16 protein-coding genes are annotated in these 16,572 nt (G+C 48.7%); 12 read left to right on the top strand and 4 right to left on the bottom strand.

Annotated features, from left to right (window positions below; genetic code table 11):
• The 12 genes from H5647_RS06190 (at position 1) to H5647_RS06135 (ending at position 11,997) form a co-directional block, all read left to right on the top strand.
• Positions 1-1,512, top strand: coding sequence for a cobyric acid synthase (locus tag H5647_RS06190; protein WP_045857173.1), 1,512 nt, complete (start codon positions 1-3; stop codon positions 1,510-1,512).
• Positions 1,503-2,537 (top strand): FecCD family ABC transporter permease, encoded by a 1,035-nt coding sequence (locus tag H5647_RS06185; RefSeq protein ID WP_045857171.1) that lies wholly within the window; start codon positions 1,503-1,505, stop codon positions 2,535-2,537. Before H5647_RS06190 ends, H5647_RS06185 begins: the two co-directional genes overlap by 10 nt.
• Complete coding sequence (locus tag H5647_RS06180; protein WP_045857169.1) at positions 2,538-3,323, top strand: heme ABC transporter ATP-binding protein; 786 nt, start codon at positions 2,538-2,540, stop codon at positions 3,321-3,323.
• Complete coding sequence (gene cobU, locus H5647_RS06175; RefSeq protein WP_045857167.1) at positions 3,320-3,853, top strand: bifunctional adenosylcobinamide kinase/adenosylcobinamide-phosphate guanylyltransferase; 534 nt, start codon at positions 3,320-3,322, stop codon at positions 3,851-3,853. Before H5647_RS06180 ends, cobU begins: the two co-directional genes overlap by 4 nt.
• Positions 3,850-4,932, top strand: coding sequence for a nicotinate-nucleotide--dimethylbenzimidazole phosphoribosyltransferase (cobT, locus tag H5647_RS06170; RefSeq protein ID WP_045857165.1), 1,083 nt, complete (start codon positions 3,850-3,852; stop codon positions 4,930-4,932). Before cobU ends, cobT begins: the two co-directional genes overlap by 4 nt.
• Positions 4,916-5,572, top strand: coding sequence for a histidine phosphatase family protein (locus H5647_RS06165; protein ID WP_045857163.1), 657 nt, complete (start codon positions 4,916-4,918; stop codon positions 5,570-5,572). The genes cobT and H5647_RS06165 overlap by 17 nt, the downstream gene beginning before the upstream one ends.
• The gene (locus H5647_RS06160; protein WP_045857162.1) at positions 5,572-6,339 is read left to right on the top strand and encodes an adenosylcobinamide-GDP ribazoletransferase; all 768 of its coding nucleotides are present in this window, start codon (positions 5,572-5,574) and stop codon (positions 6,337-6,339) included. Before H5647_RS06165 ends, H5647_RS06160 begins: the two co-directional genes overlap by 1 nt.
• A 38-nt stretch (positions 6,340-6,377) precedes the next feature.
• The gene (locus tag H5647_RS06155) at positions 6,378-7,304 is read left to right on the top strand and encodes a cobalamin-binding protein (RefSeq protein WP_052691895.1); all 927 of its coding nucleotides are present in this window, start codon (positions 6,378-6,380) and stop codon (positions 7,302-7,304) included.
• Between the two features lie 111 nt (positions 7,305-7,415).
• A complete protein-coding gene (gene leuS, locus H5647_RS06150; RefSeq protein ID WP_045857160.1) occupies positions 7,416-9,875 on the top strand; it encodes a leucine--tRNA ligase in 2,460 nt (819 codons plus the stop codon).
• 87 nt (positions 9,876-9,962) lie between these two features.
• The gene (locus tag H5647_RS06145) at positions 9,963-10,442 is read left to right on the top strand and encodes an LPS-assembly lipoprotein LptE (protein ID WP_236074798.1); all 480 of its coding nucleotides are present in this window, start codon (positions 9,963-9,965) and stop codon (positions 10,440-10,442) included.
• A gap of 102 nt (positions 10,443-10,544) precedes the next feature.
• Complete coding sequence (gene holA, locus H5647_RS06140; protein WP_045857156.1) at positions 10,545-11,594, top strand: DNA polymerase III subunit delta; 1,050 nt, start codon at positions 10,545-10,547, stop codon at positions 11,592-11,594.
• Between the two features lie 100 nt (positions 11,595-11,694).
• The gene (locus tag H5647_RS06135; RefSeq protein WP_045857154.1) at positions 11,695-11,997 is read left to right on the top strand and encodes a hypothetical protein; all 303 of its coding nucleotides are present in this window, start codon (positions 11,695-11,697) and stop codon (positions 11,995-11,997) included.
• Here H5647_RS06135 and H5647_RS06130 read toward each other — a convergent pair.
• From H5647_RS06130 to H5647_RS06115, 4 genes are all read right to left on the bottom strand, one after another.
• Entirely contained in the window at positions 11,986-12,543 is a 558-nt protein-coding gene (locus tag H5647_RS06130) for a pyridoxamine 5'-phosphate oxidase family protein (RefSeq protein ID WP_045857138.1), read from the bottom strand. The two genes, H5647_RS06135 and H5647_RS06130, sit on opposite strands and share 12 nt — an antisense overlap.
• 85 nt (positions 12,544-12,628) lie before the next feature.
• Positions 12,629-14,488, bottom strand: coding sequence for a serine hydrolase domain-containing protein (locus tag H5647_RS06125; RefSeq protein ID WP_162926299.1), 1,860 nt, complete (start codon positions 14,486-14,488; stop codon positions 12,629-12,631).
• 149 nt (positions 14,489-14,637) lie between these two features.
• Complete coding sequence (locus tag H5647_RS06120; RefSeq protein ID WP_045857134.1) at positions 14,638-15,375, bottom strand: LytR/AlgR family response regulator transcription factor; 738 nt, start codon at positions 15,373-15,375, stop codon at positions 14,638-14,640.
• Positions 15,372-16,469 (bottom strand): sensor histidine kinase, encoded by a 1,098-nt coding sequence (locus H5647_RS06115; protein ID WP_052691894.1) that lies wholly within the window; start codon positions 16,467-16,469, stop codon positions 15,372-15,374. The genes H5647_RS06120 and H5647_RS06115 overlap by 4 nt, the downstream gene beginning before the upstream one ends.
• Between the last annotated feature and the right edge of the window lie 103 nt (positions 16,470-16,572).

Here is a 16,572-nt window from a genome sequence, read left to right as displayed (position 1 = left end):
ATGACAAAATGTTTGATGGTACAAGGCACTACGTCCGATGCCGGCAAGAGCACATTGGTCGCGGGTTTATGCCGCGTACTGGTTCGCAAGGGTGTTCGTGTCGCACCGTTCAAGCCTCAAAACATGGCGTTAAATAGCGCTGTCACCGTCGACGGTGGCGAAATTGGGCGGGCCCAAGCCGTTCAAGCCGTGGCCTGCCAATTACCGCCTCATACCGATATGAACCCCGTACTCATAAAACCCAGCAGTGATACGGGCGCCCAAATTATTATTCAAGGCCATGTGAATACCAACATGACCGCGCAAAACTTTCACCGCTATAAACCCGAAGCCTTACGCTATGTATTGGAATCGTTTCAGCGTTTGCACACCCGTTACGACACCGTTGTAGTCGAAGGCGCCGGCAGCCCTGCCGAAATTAATCTTCGCAAAGGTGATATTGCTAACATGGGCTTCGCCGAAGCGGCTGATTGCCCTGTTATTCTTATTGCCGACATTAATCCCGGTGGTGTTTTTGCCCATATTATTGGCACACTTGAGTTACTCTCCGGCAGCGAGCGCGACCGTATTAAAGGTTTTGTCATTAATCGTTTTCGCGGCGATATAGCATTATTGCAATCCGGTCTCGATTGGCTAGAAGAAAAAACAGGAAAACCGGTATTCGGTGTTCTGCCCTATTTACACGATTTCCACATTGAAGCGGAAGATGGCATTAATACCGAGCAAAGCCCCCCACAGGAAGGCGCATTTAATATAGTAGTGCCTGTGCTGCCGCGCATCAGCAACCATACTGATTTCGACGCACTTCGCCATCACCCCAACGTCAACTTAAAGTTTTGCGATATTCGTCAACCGCCTCCCCCTGCCGATTTAATTATATTGCCTGGCAGTAAAAACGTACGCGATGATTTAGCTGCGTTACAAAAAAACGGCTGGGCCGAAACGCTACAAAAACACTTACGCTACGGCGGAAAACTCATGGGAATTTGCGGCGGGTACCAAATGCTCGGTGAAACAGTAAACGACCCAGATGGGCAAGAAGGCGCACCGGGCGAAACGAAAGGGTTTTGCCTTTTACCGTTAAAAACAACGCTAAAAAATCAAAAACAATTACACAATACACACGGCACATTGCAACTCGATAACCGCACAACGGCCTTCAACGGGTATGAAATTCATCAAGGGGAAACAACACGGTTAACCCCACTCGGTACACCCCCTGTTACCCTTTTTGATAATCGATACGATGGCTGCATTAGTGACGACAACCAAGTATTTGGCTGCTATATCCATGGGTTGTTTGGCACTCCCGCCACATGCGACAACCTTTTACACTGGGCGGGATTAACCCCAAACAATAACCGTGGCGCAATAGACACCGAGCAATTATTAGATCAACAATTAAATCGATTAGCCGACGTACTCGAAAAACATTTAGATCTACAGGCGATATTTCCGGAACTTGAGACAAACATCAGTCACCCAGACGAAACCGCACACCCATGCTCCTAAAACCCGACCAACTTAGGCGCCTCTGGCCAACAATTATTGGAACAAGCGTGGTGCTCGTACTGCTCGGTACTGCGGTAAGCTGTTTGTTTGGTGCCGTCTCACTCTCCAGTGAACAATTATGGCAGTGGCTACACGGTAACGGCGATATCTACACCACGACTATTATCGAAAAGTTACGCCTACCGCGCGCACTCCTTGCCGGCAGTATTGGTGCAATTTTGGCTGTTAGTGGCACCGTCACCCAAGGTTTATTTCGCAATCCCCTTGCAGATCCATCCCTTATCGGCGTGAGTGCAGGCGCCGCTGCCGGCGCCAGCATTGTGATTGTGCTGCTGAATCAAAACCAATGGAATCTTAGCGGTTTATCACTGGTATCGCTGGGCGCTTTTGCGGGCAGTATTATTGTAGTCAGTTTAGTGTACAGAATTTCAACCGACGCCTTAGGCACAAGCGTATCAACAATGTTACTCGCGGGCATTGCGTTTACCTTTCTCGCCGGCAGCCTTACCAGCCTGCTGGAATATTTCGCCGACAATGAAATGCTACGTCAAATTACTTTATGGCGGATGGGCGGTTTAGAAATGGCCGACGGCCAAAAAGTAGCGTTAGTGGGAAGTGTGGGCATCGTTATTTTTATTGTGCTTAACCGACAAGCAACAGCACTTAACGCACTTTTACTGGGCGAATCCGAAGCGCGACATTTGGGTATTTCTGTGAATCGTGTGAAAAAAATTATTATTCTGTGTGTGGCGGCGGGCGTTGGTATCTCTGTTGCCATTGCCGGAACTATTGCGTTTGTGGGATTGGTGGTGCCCCATATTGTGCGCATGAGCCTTGGGCCCAACCATACCACTATGATCCCCATGACCGCTTGTATCGGCGCCCTAACATTGTTAATCGCCGATGTCATTGCGCGTACGGCTATTGCGCCAGCAGAACTACCCGTAGGGCTAGTAACCGCGTTTATTGGTGCACCCGTTTTTATTGCGATGTTAATACAACGCAAACAGCGCGGGTGGCGATAGATGAAGGTTTTAGAATTACATAATGTGTCGGTTCAAATTGGCACTTTCTCTTTGTTACGCGAGGCCTGCTTACAACTCGAACACAACGAAGTGGTCGCTATCGTTGGCCCAAACGGTGCAGGGAAATCGACACTGCTCAAAACTATTAGCGGTGATTTACACACTCATCAGGGCGATATTTTATTTCACGGCGCCCCGTTACGCGCACTGCCACCGAATGAACGCGCCAAAAAAATTGCCGTACTCCCTCAACACAGTGAACTCAATTTTCCCTTTTCAGTAACCGAGGTGGTGGCCCTTGGGCGTATTCCTCATGCTACAGGGCTAAACAGCGATACTGCCATTGTGCGTGACGCCATGAAAGCGTTGGATATCACCCACTTAAGAGAACGTTTATACCCGCAATTATCGGGAGGCGAAAAGCAACGCGTTCAACTTGCTCGTGTACTCGCGCAACTGTGGCAAACCGACACCTCCGAAAGGCGCTTACTGCTATTAGATGAACCCACCGCACATATTGATATTGGTCACCAGCAACAACTCATGAGCGAAATAAAAACCTTCGCGCAACAAAATGTTGCCATTCTGCTGGTGCTGCACGATATTAATTTGGCCATTCAATATGCAGACCGTTTAATTGCAATGCATAGCGGAAACATTATCGCCAGCGGCCGCCCCGAAAATATCATCACCCAGCCTCTTATCGACCAACTCTTTGGTAACCGCGTTAAAGTACTCACGCACCCAAACGATCACAAGCCCATCGTATTACCCGGATTACTATGAAATCATTAATACTCGGTGGCGCTCGTAGCGGCAAAAGTACCTACGCCGAAACACTAGCCCTGCGCAACGACAATACCGTTATCTATGTGGCGACGGGCTGGGCTGGCGACAACGAAATGACCGAGCGCATTGAGAACCATAAAGCCTCACGCCCTGCACATTGGCAAACAATTGAAGAACCACTCGGTATCGCCGACATACTCACACACCACAACCACGCAAACACGACGATTCTGGTCGACTGTTTAACCTTGTGGCTGTCCAATTGTTTAGCCAATAAATGTTTTGATCAGGAAAAAAATGCCTTACTTAACGTTCTGCCCACACTGCAAGCCGACATTATTTTTGTCAGCAATGAGGTGGGCAGCGGTGTAGTGCCTCTCGGCCAACTCAGCCGCGAATTTGTTGATAACAGCGGCTGGCTTCATCAATCGCTCGCCGCTCATTGCGATAACGTCACTCTTGTTGTCGCAGGCCTACCCCTTCCGTTAAAAGCCATTAACACGCATTCACTAAAGGACGCACCATGAATACGGCAAGCGCTTTACAGTGGCTATCACACCCTTTAGCCACCATTGATCAAGCCATTATAGCCGCGGCAAAGCAACATCAATTAACGCTCACAAAACCACCCGGTTCACTGGGTAAACTCGAAACCATCGCGCTGCAATTTGCTGGCTGGCAAGGCAACGTTTTACCCACGCTATCACGTATATGTGTAAGAGTATTCGCAGGTGATCATGGTATTTGCGCGCACAATATTTCAGCGTTTCCCCAAAGTGTCACAGCCCAAATGATAGACAATTTCGTTACTGGTGGGGCCGCTATCAATATTCTTAGTCAGCAAATAAACGCCGATTTTGGCATTCGCAATATGGGCACGGCCTATTCACCCACACATTTAAACCCCGCATTCGACTTATCGATTGGCCCTGGCACGCTTGATTCCGCCACGACAGAAGCTATGAGTAAAACACAGCTTTATGCCGCATTAAACGCCGGTCGATCCGTTATTGTGGAGGCTCAAAAACAGCAACAACCTCAACTGTTTATTGGTGGTGAAATGGGTATTGGCAATACATCGTCCGCATCCCTGCTTTACGCATTACTGCTGCAATACCCACTCAAAGAACTCACAGGCCCAGGTACAGGGCTCGACAATGCCGGCCTTCAACACAAACAACTCATTCTTCAGCAAGCACTTCAATTACATCAACCCACGGTTGCAGCGAGTGATCATAAAGGGCTTAGCGCTTTAAGCTGCTGCGGCGGTTTCGAAATTGCCGCACTCACCGGTGCTTATCTAACCGCGGCTCAACAAGGTATACCCATTGTCATCGACGGATTTATCGCCACCGCCGCGCTGTTAATTGCCCACAGTATTAACCCCGATATTCTGCGATGGAGCCTCTTTTCGCACTGTTCGGCAGAACCCGCGCACACTTTAGCGCTAGAATATTTCGGCGTTACACCACTTTTGCAATTGGACATGCGTTTGGGCGAAGGTAGTGGCGCCGCGATGGCCGTGCCGCTTTTACAAAACGCACTGGCTTTACACTCACAAATGGCCACCTTTACGGGCGCAGGTATTGATGAAAGCGTTAGATGATTTTACGGTAACCCAATTCGATTTTTTAAGGCACGGGGAATGCGAAGGAGGCGAGATATTTCGCGGCTCCACCGATGTTGTATTGCGGCCCGAAGGGGTTGCCAACATGCAAGCAAGCTGCGATCAAATCGACGAACAATGGGATGTCATTCATTCATCTACCATGAAACGCTGCCATGAATTTGCTCAACGATTGTCCCTGCAGCGCAATATTCCGCTGGTCTCTGATAATCGACTTGTCGAAGTACGCTACGGCGATTGGGAAGGGCAACTGCGCGCAGAGGTGTGGAAACATCACTACGCTCATATCGCCGCATGGCTGCGAAACCCTGTCGCCAATACACCTCCCAACGGTGAACCCTTAACCGATGTTGCAACACGACTTTCCGCCTTTTTTGCCGCCGCCAGCAGCACCCACCGAGGCCAAAAAGTATTGGTCATCGCTCATGGTGGTGCCATTCGCGTAATGTTGGCCACCTTACTCGGGTTGAATTTGGAAAACGCACAAGTCTTTGATGTGCCTTTTGCGTCGATTTCACGTGTTCGCGTGTTCGACAAAATAGGAAAGACCCCCACCGACACAAACAATAATCGCCTCATAAAACTAATTGCACATAACTTTATTGGCAATAAAACCTAATGGTCCTGCCGCCGCTGTTAATGGCCGTTGCCTTGCTCACCCAACTACCCGTTACACGGTGGTTAAAGACGAGCGATTATAACGAGGCCACACGCAAAGCATCCGTCAACTATTACGCACTCGTCGGCGGGCTTATTGCAGGTCTACTGTGCGTTTTATATCTTTGCCTTAGCCCTTTCTTACCTCAGCCTTTACTCGCCATGGTATTACTCATTGCTTGGGTAATCATAACGGGCGCACTTCACCTAGACGGTCTCGCCGACAGCATTGATGCCGCTGCCGCCGGCCACAGCGCCACCGCTAAAATACTGCCCATATTTAAATCCCCCACTGTCGGCGCAATGGCCGTTGTCGCACTGGTACTAACGCTATTAACAAAAGTCGTTTTAATTTACACACTGCTCGAACAACATTACGGTCTCACCGCCATGGCCACCGCAATTGTTGTCAGCCGGCTCTGCGCATCGGGTTATATGCAAACCACCCCCTACGTGCGTACCCAGGGCTTGGGTATGGAGGTTCAATCTCAGTCACGCCACAGCACCGTTTTGCAAGGTTTGGGTGTGCTCTTTGCGCTCAGTTTTTTAGTTCCCCTCTGGTGGGTGGTTGTCTCAATGGTATTAAGCCTGTGCTGGCTCGCCGTTTGGCGACAATTTTGGATCGCCCGCATTGGCGGCTACGTAGGCGATTGCGTTGGCGCTTTTATCGAGTGGAATGAAACCCTAATTCTTTTAATCTTTACGCTAGCGCTGTCAGCTTCAACATAAGCTTAAAGGCCACTTTTTTGCCGTTTACGGAAAACACTATGCGACCATTATTTGCCTACCTATTTATGGGTTTTCTACTCTTGTGCACGGCCCACCGGCCATACGCGTTGCCCGAGCACGCAGTGACTGTCACTGACTTTAGCGGCACAACTATAACACTCGACAAACCCGCAAAGCGCATCGTCGCACTAGCACCGCATATTGTAGAAAACCTTTTTTCGGCCGGTGCTGGCCATGCCATTGTGGGCGCTGTCGACTATTGCGACTACCCGCCAGAAGCAGTGAACATTCCTCGTGTAGGTGCCATTAGCAGCCACAGCTTAGAAGCCATCCTTGCGCTCAAGCCCGATCTAGTCATAGGCTGGAATTCGGGCCACGGCGGGCTTATTTTGCCGAAGCTCGCGACTTTGGGTATTCCGGTGTATGCCAGCAATCCCCTAAATCTTAAAGACGTTGCAAAATCTATTCGTGACTTTGGCATACTTACCGGCAATACGGGCATCGCCGAGCAACAGGCCACGCAATACCTGACACGTCTCAATAGGCTTCGCGCCCGCAATCAAGGCAAACCCACCGTTAGCGTGCTGTACCAAGTCTGGAACTCGCCCCTTCAAACACTAAACGACCAACATATTATTAGCGATCTCATCCAACTGTGTAACGGCCTCAACGCATTTGGCGACCTGCCTGTAGTGGCACCAAAGCTCAGTATTGAATCGGTTTTGGCCCGCAACCCCGACGTAATTGTAGCCAGCGGCATGGGCGAACAACGGCCCGACTGGTTAGATGAATGGCAGCAATGGCCGTCACTAAACGCCGTACAGTCGCAAAACCTATTTTTTATTCCACCGGATATTATCCAGCGCCATACCGCGAGAATTCTGGATGGAGGCGCCCAAATGTGCGAACACCTCGATAAGGCACGCCACAAACAGCCAAAATCCCCTACACCTGTCACGGAATAAGCGCGGCTTCGCACGCGCACTTCTATAACTCACCCCCTTTTTTTGTCATAATGCCGAACCATTTTTTATGAATCCCTCCTTCCCTACAGCGCAGGCCAAAAACATCCATCCATGAAAGACCTTTATCTTCCGTCTGAAATAGAACAAGCCGCCCAGCAATTCTGGGACACAAACAAAAGCTTCAACGTTACTGAAGACACCAGCAAGGAAAAATTCTATTGCTTGGCGATGTTCCCCTACCCCAGTGGCAGGCTGCACATGGGACACGTACGTAACTACACTATTTCTGACGTGATCGCGCGCTTTCAGCGTATGCAAGGGAAGAATGTTCTACACCCAATGGGCTGGGATGCATTTGGCTTACCGGCCGAAAACGCCGCCATTAAAAACAATACCGCCCCCGCCGCATGGACTTACAGCAATACGGATTACATGCGTAAGCAACTCACCGAGCTGGGGTTTGGCTTTGATTGGACACGCGAAGTAACCACCTGTAAGCCCGACTACTACCGCTGGGAACAGTGGTTCTTTACCCGCCTGTATGAAAAAGGCTTAGCCTATAAAAAAGTCTCGGCGGTTAACTGGTGCCCACACGACCAAACGGTATTGGCCAATGAACAGGTTGTTGACGGTTGCTGCTGGCGTTGCGACACCCCCGTTGAACGAAAAGAAATACCCCAGTGGTTTATTCGCATCACCGACTACGCAGAAGAGCTACTCGCCGACCTCGACAAACTGCCCAACTGGCCAGAACAAGTCAAAACCATGCAGCGCAACTGGATAGGCAAAAGCCGCGGTGTAGACATGCGTTTCGACTTAACCGAAACCGTCGCAGGGCACACGGGGTTTGAGGTTTACACCACCCGCCCCGATACACTCATGGGCGTCACCTATGTAAGCCTCGCCGCAGAACACCCAATCGCTCTCGCGCAAGCCGAGAACAACCCCGCACTCGCCGAATTTATTCAAGCCTGTAAGGTTCAATCCGTTGCCGAAGCCGACATGGCTAGCATGGAAAAGAAAGGCATCGATACCGGCCTTAAAGCCCTTCATCCCATTACCGGCAAAGAAGTGTCCGTTTGGGTGGGTAATTATGTATTGATGGATTACGGCTCTGGTGCCGTAATGGCAGTACCTGCACACGACCAACGCGATTGGGAATTTGCACAAAAGTACAACATTGGCATCAACCAGGTTATCGCGCCCACCAGCGGTGAAGCCGTCGATTTGGCCACTGCGGCTTACACTGAAAAGGGTATATTAGTCAATTCCGGCGAATACGACGGTTTAGATTTTAACGCCGCATTCGAAGCGATTTCACAAACGTTAATCGCCGCCGACAAAGGCCGCGTGACCACCAATTACCGTTTGCGCGACTGGGGTGTCTCTCGTCAGCGTTATTGGGGTACACCTATCCCCATTTTTAACTTGCCCGACGGTGGCGAGATTCCGGTGCCCGCCGACCGACTTCCCATGTTATTGCCAGAAAACGTGGTAATGGACGGCGTACAATCTCCCATCAAGGCCGACCTCGAATGGAAAAAAGACGAGCTTAACGGCCAAGCGGTAGAGCGCGAAACCGACACCTTCGATACATTCATGGAAAGCTCATGGTATTACGCCCGTTACGCCGCACCCAGTGAAAGCGGTATGCTCGACCCCGAAAAAGCAGCCTACTGGCTACCGGTCGATCAATACGTAGGCGGCATTGAGCACGCAATTTTGCACCTGCTTTACGCACGCTTTTATCACAAACTGATGCGCGACGAAGGCTTAGTGAGCTGCGACGAACCGTTTGAACGTTTGCTTTGCCAAGGTATGGTCTTAAAAGACGGCACTAAAATGTCCAAATCAAAGGGCAATACCGTCGACCCCGAAGCGCTGATACAACAATACGGCGCCGACACTGTTCGCCTGTTTTCCATGTTTGCGGCCCCACCCGAACAAAGCTTGGAATGGACTGAAACCGGAGTAGAAGGTGCCTTTCGCTTTCTGAAAAAACTATGGAAAGCCGTCGCAGCCCATAAGCTAGCCGGTAGCCCCGGCACACTCGAAGCCTCGGCACTCGATGATAAGCAACAAGATTTACGCCGGAAAACTCACGAAACTATCCAAAAGGTTTCCGACGACTTTGGTCGTCGCCAAACCTTTAACACCGCCATTGCGGCCGTTATGGAATTGTTGAACGAGTTAAGCCGACACGCCGATCGCAGTACGCCGCTCGGCCTCGCCGTGGAACGCGAAGCATTAGAAGCCGCTACACTGGTACTCGCACCTATCGTGCCTCATATTTGCCACTCGCTATGGCAAGCACTCGGGCATGAAGAGGCCATTATCAACTACCCTTGGCCCAGTGTTGATGAAGCCGCGCTTGTGCGTAGTTCTATCACCATAGTGGCGCAAGTCAACGGCAAAGTTCGCTCTAAACTCGAAGTACCCGCCGACGCCGATAAAGCCACATTGGAAAAATTAGCACTCGCCAATGAAAACGTTATTCGCTTTATCGACGGCAACACCGTTCGTAAAGTGATTGTGGTACCGGGGAAATTAGTCAATATTGTGGCTAACTAACCTCAACCCTCAAACCCTAGAACGCCGTCCAATGACTGAGAGTGACCGCCAATTATGCACCGCCATTTTATAACCCGGCTGGCCCTAATGGGCCTGATTTTATTGCTAGCCTCCTGCGGCTGGCAATTACGCGGTGCGAACTCTTCGCTTGCCGATGCGCGCTCTGGGCCACTCCCACCGCAACTCAACGTTGTGGTGCAATCCAGAAACAGTAAAATTGCACCGGTGCTAACGCGCATACTGCGCAACAATAACGTCGAACAAATTCGTACGGCCCCCATGACACTGGTGATCGAAGACGAACAACTCGATAAGCGCCCGCTATCCGTTACCGATACCGGCGTAACCGCGCAATACCAATTAACCTTAACGTTGCGCTATCACTACCAAACCAGCAGTGGCAGCGAAGGTGGCGATATCCGAATGGCCTCCAAGAAAGCTATTAGCTGGCGTAGCTACGATTTCGACCCTTCTCTTATCGTCGCGAAAAACCAAGAAGAACAAGCCCTGCTTGTTGAAATGCGCGAAGAACTCGCTTATCGCATTTTAGATGCGCGCCTTGAGTAAAATAGATTGTTTTCAATGTTGAATGAATGTTCTTTTTTTTAAATTCCACCGGCCGTTCACCCGCTTTACCGCGTTGTTATACGACTAAAGAGTTAACATTTTATGGCGAAAATTAGAGCGGAACAACTCGCTGCCGCCGTTAAAAAAAACTTAGCGCCCGTGTATTTTATAACCGGTGACGAACCCCTCATAGTACAAGAGTGCTGTGACACTATTCGCCAAGCCGCGCGCGAACAAGGGTTTAGCGAACGCGAACTACACCATACCGATACCCACTTTAGTTGGGACGAACTCTACAACAGCGCCAACGCACTCTCGCTATTTGCCGACAAAAAAATAATCGAAATTCGCATCCATAATGGCAAGCCCGCCGACGCCGGCAGCAAAGCCATTGTAGAATATTGCTCGTCGCCGAACGACGATACCCTGCTGCTTCTGGTCAGCCCCAAAATAGACAGTCGAAGTCAAAAAAGTAAATGGTTTACGGCCATCGAAAAAGTGGGCGCCACCGTACAAGTCTGGCCCATTGGCATACCGCAAATGCCTCGCTGGGTAGACCAACGCTTAAAGGCCGCTGGCTTGCACGCCGACAGCGAAGCCATTGATATTCTCTGTGCAAGGACAGAAGGAAACTTACTCGCCGCCGTTCAAGAAATAGAAAAACTTAAACTCGCCGCCGAAGACAATTTTATTGATGCACAGCTAATGACCGCCGCTGTCATGGATTCGGCCCGCTACGATATTTTTGGATTAGTCGACAAAGCCATTTATGGTGACAGCCGCTCTGCGGCTACTAGCTTGCAAGGGTTGCGCTCAGAAGGCACCGAGCCCCTAACGCTGCTTTGGGCGTTAACACGTGAAATACGCAGCTTAAACAATATTAAAGAAGCAATGGATACCGGCGAAAGTTTCGATGCCGCTGCCCGAAAAAATGGTGTCTGGGAAAAACGTAAACCGCTGTTTAAAGCGGCGCTTAAGCGAATAAAACCGAGACAACTACAAGATTTAATTCGTAAAGCCGCGCTAGCCGATAGGGTCACTAAGGGCGTTGGCACAGGTAATGTGTGGAACATTCTACTCGACCTCACTCTAGGGCTGGCCGGTATGCCTGTACTCACCGCGAAAACTCAACGGCTAGAGTTTCGCAGTTAAAAACTTCATCGCCCAGCCATAGCAGAGCTACACTCAATATAGGTCACTCTTATAAAACGCGATAATTAACTGTACAGCATCACTATATTGGCGCCCGCAAATGCAATTTACTCGGCTTAAATTAAGCATCATAGGCATTAGTGTGTTACTACTTATGGCCTGCAGTAAAACCCCCGATTTTGTGCCTATCGACGAAACAACCCAAAAGGGCTTCGTTGTACTTAACGGCTATTTAAAACGGCGCGGGCTACATCCCACAAAAACCCACATAGATGTCCAAATACAAAAAAACGGTATGCTATTTCGTTGGAAAACCCAAGAATATACCCGCTTTTATCTCGTTACTGAAAAAGATAAGGCGTGGTCGATACAAGAAGATAAACGCAATCCATCAACTCCCTAAATTTTTCTCTACAATATGTGTCGGAATCCCATCGATGGTGTTCTGATTTTTATTCTCCCAATAGCGGTTAATGCCGTCTTCGCCCTGCTGAGTGGCCCAATTCGTCAGCAACTCTCGATCGCTATCATAGGAAAGGTACGGCACTGCCATCCCACACGATGTTTGAACCATCTCAACTGTAAAATCAAAAATTTGCCGAGCGCCCACGGTGGGGTTAAATAAAGCAGAAAGTGCGGGCCATTGTTCATCTGTATGGTGTATGACGTTTGCCGTACCGTATAAACGTAAAATAAGCGGTTTTCCTTCGAAGGCTGCAAACATAATGGTCATTCTGGGGTTTATTTGCACATGCGCAGAAGTCTCGTTACCACTCCCCGTAACGTTCAGCCACACCACTCGGTTAGGCCCCAGTACCCGCAACGAATCCATGCCTTTAGGCGAAATGTTCACGCGACTATCGTCAGTGGCCGTACCCACGAAAAAAAGTTTTTGTTCCGCAATAAAAGCACTAAGTTTTTCTGAAAGAGAATCGAATTGCTTGCCCATCGTGTTAATCCTTTTTGAATGGCCAATAGGGTAGCCCGTTATTATGCCGTGCAAACCATTCTATTAACACTGCGCCTATTCGGCGTTACGCCCATAACCGATACGCAAAAAAGCCATAACACGCTAAGTAGGTCGCAATCCAAACATGGGTACACGCCATTACCGCGACATACCAATACTCTTGCCACTCGCTCGCTATTTTTCTAATACGTGCCACATATACAAACCCAACAATGGCCGCTAAGGGGTACAACACACTAACGATAAAAATGGCCCAACTAATAATCGACGATTCCATGAGGCGTTTAATATCAAGCCCACTGAACAGTATAAACACCGGTAATATTAGCAGTAGGCTACTTAATAGCGTTGGCAATAAACGCAACCTTAGCGCAATAGGCTCTGGCTTTTTCGACTTTATTCGAACCAATAATCGCCATAAGGGATAGATAAAACTCAATAGCACTAACAGCGCTGCCATCACAATAAAAACTAAACGCCCCACAACGATTAAGACGGAGGTTTTTTGATAGAGCACACCTTCAACCTGAACGGCTTCGCCGGCAACAGGGTCGTTCACTATCACGATTGAGGGTAACCCCGACCAATCCGATATTAACGGCCCGTCGTCTATCGCATAATCATTGCTCTGCCAGCCACCAAAGAATGGGCTACGGTGCAAGTAGGTTTCATCAGCACTAAATCGCATCACGTGGGTAATATCGAACTGAATTTTACCCAACTCAAAAATCGGGTTAATGGGCGTATATAAACCGGATAGCTGCCTATATTTTTCCGGCAATGAAAGGGGCTGCACGCTCACCGCAGGTTCGTCTTTAAGTAAATAGGTACGAAACACATCAGAAAGTTGAGAATACGCACGTGGGTTATCTTCGTTTATCATAAAGACGAAGCCCTTTCCCACACTCGGCTGATAGACGAACTCAGTAATGGCGCCGGGTAACCCACCGCTATGACCATAGAAAGCAGTATTACGCCCCTGAAAACCGGTCACATCCAACGTTAACCCATAACCCGAATGTATACCGGCCTCTGCACCCAAGGTGGTCTCAGACTGTTCCATTCGGGTTATAGCGGCTTCACTTAATAGACGAACCCCCTTAAACGCTCCGCGCCCAATCATCATGCTCATTAGCTGAGCCATATCGTTGGCACTGGTATTCAACGAAGAAGACGGGCGCGAATAAATGTGAAAGTAATCGAGCGGCCCTTTTTGCGAATAAAGCGTTGCACCACGGGCATCGTACTCCAGCGTTTTAAAAAACGAGCTTGAACTCATCGCCAGCGGTTCAAATACGAACTGCGCCATATAGTCTTCGTATCGCATGCCTGTAATCACTTCAACAACAAAGGCTGCTACCACCGGCCCGGTATTACTGTAGGAATAACGTGTACCTGGAGGCCAACGCGACAATCTCGAATCGGGATGGCTGTTGAGCCCCTCCTCCAAACGCAATGTATCTGGTGCTGGAACTGAATACTCGCCAGGGTGAACATCCCAGCCCGTTGTATGCTCTAGTAAATGGGCGATACGAACGGGATGACTCTCTGCCCACGGATTTTCAAAAACGATGCTAGGCGCTATTTCGCGCAAAGTGTCGTCCAAGGAAAGTTTTCCGGCGTCCACTAACTGCATTACAGCAATACCCGATAACATTTTAGAGACCGAGCCAATTCGAAAAATGGTATCTGCCGTTGCGGGTATATTGCTCTCTCTATTTGCCTCGCCAACGCCTGTTACCCACACCGGCCCGTTTCGGTCTACCAATGCGATGCCAAACGCCGGCGCCCCCGTTTCAGTACGAATCGCGTCTACGGCCTGTTTTAATTCCAGCAAAGTAGACGGCCCGTCATTGGCACCATACGCGCGAAACGAAACCACACACACTACGCACATTACTATTCGGGTGATCAACCGCAACATTCGCATTCCTCCTTTATCGAAGATTCCATAATGCCGCAATATTAAAAAGTAGGCGTATTAAGATGCCGAACGGCGATATACGCGGTTAGGTGGTCTATTATTTCGATGAGAATTAGGCGTTATCACGATGCACGAAAAGGCGATTACGATTACAGGCTTAATAGCTCTTTAAGCCTGCTGGCGTTACGTCGAGAGATATCAATAGATTTACCATCGTTCATGGTTAAATCATAGCCATCACTTATAGACTCGACCATTGTGTCAATACATTCCAAGTTAACAATGTGCTGCCGGCTTACTCTAAAAAAATGATTCGACGGTAGGCGCTGCTCAATATGGGCCATGGTTTTTTTTACAAAGGCCTTTTTTTCACCGAACATAATTTGAACGTAGTTTTTACAACTTTCAAAATAGCGAATATCGGCTAAGGGCACTAAATGGCAGGAATTACTGTCTTTCACCAATATTCGACTGTTCATATTGAGAGGAGCAGTGTTGCTCACAATAGACTTCTCAGGCACTTGCTCGTTTGACGGTGCGCTTAAGCCACCGATTTTATCGATAGATTGCGCAAGGCGCTCTTTACTGATCGGCTTTAATAAATAATCAATGGTATTGTGCTCAAAGGATTGAATCGCATATTCAGAATAAGCCGTGGTAAAAATAATTTTTGGGCTGTAGTCCAACGACTCTAACAGTTCAAAACCCGATTCACCGGGCATATGAATATCCAGAAAGAGCAATTCTGGCCGCTCGGAGGCGATTAACGCGCGCGCATCTTTGGGGTGTTCGGCATCTCCCACAACGTGAATAGTGGGGTGTTCCTCTAGCATTCGAATCAAGCCCGTTCGCGCTAACCGCGAATCCTCAACTACAATTGCCTTCACGCCGCGATCTCCTCCGGCAAAGTCATTTCTGCCACAAATAAATGCCCTTTTTTCTCGGCTACCAATGAAGCCTGCTCTCCATATAACAGTTGAAGGCGCTCCCGCACGTTAACCAAGCCCATACCGGTATTACGATGTGTATTCTCCACTGCGTCAATCGGAATGGGGTTACGCACTTCAACCTGTAACTGACGGTTACGGACCGCTATAGTGACACGAACTACGCCGCCTTCACGAATATATTCAATGCCGTGTTTCACGGCATTTTCGACCAGTAATTGAATCGACATAGGAGGAATTAAACAACGCAAATCGGATTGCTGAACGTCTAAAGAAAAGTTAATTTTATCTTCGTACTGAAGGGTAATGATCTCTATATAACGCTTTATAATGGCTATCTCTTCTTGCAGTGAAATTTTTTCATTCTCACTAGACGCTAAAGAGTAACGCAGTATTTCCGACAGTGCGGTAATCATAGCGTCGGCATATTGTGGGTTTTCGTGAATCATAAAACGTATATTGTTGAGGCTATTAAACAAAAAATGCGGGTTTAGCTGGTTCGATAAGCGGCTAAGTTTGGCTTCTTTCAGGCTATTTTTTAACTTTAGATTGGCCACCTCAGAATCTCGAGCGCGCCAACTTTCCTTTACAAACACATAAATAAAAGCCCATGCGGCAATAAACAGGTTGCCCGAAAGTGTAGCGTTTCCTACCATAGAAATAATTAGGTCAAAATAGTCGTAGCCTTGCTCCAACTGCTCAGGTGTTACAAACTCTGCAATAAAAACGGGTAACAGTATCGCAACAATGATAGAGGCAATAATAAACGCGGAAACGGCTGAATAGACCACGACTACCGAGATTAGTTTGCCCGTCCAACCTCTAACACCCACATTGTTGTTATACCACCATCGGAATATCAACACTGCTATCGTAAATAGAATGGGCCATAGAATAAAACCACTGATCAGTTTAAAGCCTACAGCATGCGGCCAAAGGACCGCCGTCACCAATTCGATTATCGACAGCGTAAAGACACCTAAACCATGGTAGAGCCAAAACTGTTTTTTGCGTGGCATGAATGCCGTTTTCATTTGTGTTAAGCCTCTAGTCAATCAATTGAATGCGCTATAACAAACAATACCGGTGTGCATAACCGACCTTTGCTACACGCCCTGCAGCCTGCGCCACATCGAC

Source organism: Teredinibacter purpureus, assembly GCF_014217335.1.
Classification (GTDB): Bacteria; Pseudomonadota; Gammaproteobacteria; order Pseudomonadales; family Cellvibrionaceae; genus Teredinibacter; species Teredinibacter purpureus.
Note: the sequence above shows the minus strand (reverse complement) of the source record. Positions and strands in the feature narration are given on the sequence as shown.

Excerpts from the sequence above, each read along its gene's own strand:
- H5647_RS06190 (WP_045857173.1), top strand. The coding sequence starts at position 1 with ATGACAAAATGTTTGATGGTACAAGGCACTACGTCCGATGCCGGCAAG.
- H5647_RS06185 (WP_045857171.1), top strand. The coding sequence starts at position 1,503 with ATGCTCCTAAAACCCGACCAACTTAGGCGCCTCTGGCCAACAATTATT.
- H5647_RS06180 (WP_045857169.1), top strand. The coding sequence starts at position 2,538 with ATGAAGGTTTTAGAATTACATAATGTGTCGGTTCAAATTGGCACTTTC.
- cobU (WP_045857167.1), top strand. The coding sequence starts at position 3,320 with ATGAAATCATTAATACTCGGTGGCGCTCGTAGCGGCAAAAGTACCTAC.
- cobT (WP_045857165.1), top strand. The coding sequence starts at position 3,850 with ATGAATACGGCAAGCGCTTTACAGTGGCTATCACACCCTTTAGCCACC.
- H5647_RS06165 (WP_045857163.1), top strand. The coding sequence starts at position 4,916 with ATGAAAGCGTTAGATGATTTTACGGTAACCCAATTCGATTTTTTAAGG.
- H5647_RS06160 (WP_045857162.1), top strand. The coding sequence starts at position 5,572 with ATGGTCCTGCCGCCGCTGTTAATGGCCGTTGCCTTGCTCACCCAACTA.
- H5647_RS06155 (WP_052691895.1), top strand. The coding sequence starts at position 6,378 with ATGCGACCATTATTTGCCTACCTATTTATGGGTTTTCTACTCTTGTGC.
- leuS (WP_045857160.1), top strand. The coding sequence starts at position 7,416 with ATGAAAGACCTTTATCTTCCGTCTGAAATAGAACAAGCCGCCCAGCAA.
- H5647_RS06145 (WP_236074798.1), top strand. The coding sequence starts at position 9,963 with ATGGGCCTGATTTTATTGCTAGCCTCCTGCGGCTGGCAATTACGCGGT.
- holA (WP_045857156.1), top strand. The coding sequence starts at position 10,545 with ATGGCGAAAATTAGAGCGGAACAACTCGCTGCCGCCGTTAAAAAAAAC.
- H5647_RS06135 (WP_045857154.1), top strand. The coding sequence starts at position 11,695 with ATGCAATTTACTCGGCTTAAATTAAGCATCATAGGCATTAGTGTGTTA.
- H5647_RS06130 (WP_045857138.1), bottom strand. The coding sequence starts at position 12,543 with ATGGGCAAGCAATTCGATTCTCTTTCAGAAAAACTTAGTGCTTTTATT.
- H5647_RS06125 (WP_162926299.1), bottom strand. The coding sequence starts at position 14,488 with ATGTTGCGGTTGATCACCCGAATAGTAATGTGCGTAGTGTGTGTGGTT.
- H5647_RS06115 (WP_052691894.1), bottom strand. The coding sequence starts at position 16,469 with ATGAAAACGGCATTCATGCCACGCAAAAAACAGTTTTGGCTCTACCAT.